Source organism: Lentzea indica, assembly GCF_012184385.1.
In the GTDB taxonomy this organism is placed as follows: domain Bacteria; phylum Actinomycetota; class Actinomycetes; order Mycobacteriales; family Pseudonocardiaceae; genus Lentzea; species Lentzea indica.
In genome coordinates, this window is sequence record NZ_VSRL01000512.1 from 1 (window position 1) to 1967 (window position 1967).

A 1967-nucleotide genomic window follows, 5' to 3' on the forward strand; every position below is an offset into this window, starting at 1 on the left:
CTCGACCTGCTCGCCGCCCGTGGTCTGCTCACGAACGAAAGGGGAGTCGTCATGACCTTCTCCGTCGCCCCGATGAAGTCCGCAGAGGGGGACCGGATCGGCTGGACGAGCGAGGACGCGGGTGTCGGCGCGCTGCGCACCGAACGCGGCAACCTGCCGCTGGAGCGCCTCGACGTGCGGGCGGCGATCACCGGGCTGGTCGGCCGCGTCGTTCTGACGACCGGCTTCGTGAACTCCCACGACACCGCTCTCGAAGCGACGTACGTGTTCCCGTTGCCGGACCGCGCTGCCGTCACCGGCATGAAGATGACCGCCGGCGACCGCACCGTCGAGGCCGAACTGCGAGAACGTGCCGAGGCGCGGCAGGCCTACGACGAGGCGATCGCGGCGGGCAGACGAGCGTCGATCGTCGAGGAGGAACGGCCCGACGTCTTCACCATGCGGGTGGGCAACATCCCCGCGGGCGAACGGGTGACCGTCGAGCTGAGCCTGGTCGGGCCGCTGGTGTACGAGGACGGCGCGGCCACGTTCCGGTTCCCGCTCGTGGTGGCGCCGAGGTACGTGCCGGGCACACCGCTGCCGGGGCCGTCCGTCGGCGACGGGTACGCCGACGACACGGACGTGGTGCCGGACGCCTCCCGGATCACGCCACCGGTACTGCTGCCCGGCTTCCCGAACCCGGTGCGGCTGCGGATCGGCGTGGAGATCGACCCTGCCGGTCTCGAACTCGGCGAGGTGCGGTCGAGCCTGCACACGGTGATCAGCGAGGGCAACACGGTGACGGTCGCACCGGGTGAGCGGGTCGACCGCGACTTCGTGCTGCGCCTGGCGTACGCGGGAAACAGTTCCGCGGCCCTGTGCGTGCCCGACCCGGACGGCACCGGTGAGGGCACCTACCAGCTGACGGTCCTGCCACCGGAACCAACGACCCCGGTCCGTCCACGCGACGTGGTGCTGTTGCTCGACCGCTCCGGCAGCATGTCGGGCTGGAAGATGGTCGCGGCCAGGCGAGCGGCGGCCCGCATCGTCGACACGCTGACCGCGGACGACACGTTCGCCGTGATCACCTTCGACGACCGCGTGGAGCGACCGGCCGAGCTCGGGACGGGGCTTGTCGCTGCCACCGACCGCCACCGCTTCCGCGCCGTCGAGCACCTGGCGGCGGTGCAGGCACGCGGCGGGACCGAGATGTTCGAGCCGCTGCGTGAGGGGCTGAGCCTGCTCGCCGACGCTTCGGAAGGCCGCGACCCCGTCCTGGTGCTGGTCACGGACGGGCAGGTCGGCAACGAGGACCAGGTCCTGCGCGACATCGCGCCGGTGATCAACCGGACGAGGGTGCACGCCGTCGGCATCGACACGGCCGTCAACGCGGGCTTCCTCGGCAGGCTGGTCGCCAGGGGCGCGGGCCGGTGCGAGCTCGTCGAGAGCGAGGACCGCCTGGACGAGGCGATGGCGCAGATCCAGCGCCGGATCGGCGCGCCCGTGATCACAGATGTGGTGGTGTCGCCCGAGTCGTCGCTGCCCAGGCAACCGTCGGCCATCTACCCCGGTGTGCCGCTGGTCGCCCTCGGCCGGTATCGCGGTCCGGCGCCGGACTCCTTCACCGTTCGCGGCAGGACCCGTGACGGCGCGGACTGGCAGGAGACGGTGGCCGTGCGGCAGCACGCCGAGCCCGCGGTCCGGGCGCAGTGGGCCCGTGCCGCGTTGCGTGATCTCGAGGACCGGTACGCGACCGGAGACAGGGCGGTGGAATCGGTGATCGTGCAGACCTCCCTGCGGTTCGGTGTGTTGTGCCGTTTCACCGCGTTCGTCGCGGTGGACGAGCGAGTCGTGTCCGACGGCACTGTGCACCGGGTGGTGCAGCCGGTCGAGCAGCCGGCGGGATGGGAGCTCCAGGTTCCGCGGCTCGCCGCGCCAGGAGGCCCGTACGCCGCAGCGCCCGCCGCGATGAGCTTCGGCGCGCCCCC

1 protein-coding gene is annotated in these 1967 nt (G+C 72.1%); it reads left to right on the forward strand.

The features are described from left to right. Positions 1–51 precede the first annotated feature (51 nt). Positions 52–1967: VIT domain-containing protein (locus FXN61_RS49135; RefSeq protein ID WP_167980597.1), on the forward strand; the 1916-nt coding region annotated here is incomplete at its 3' end.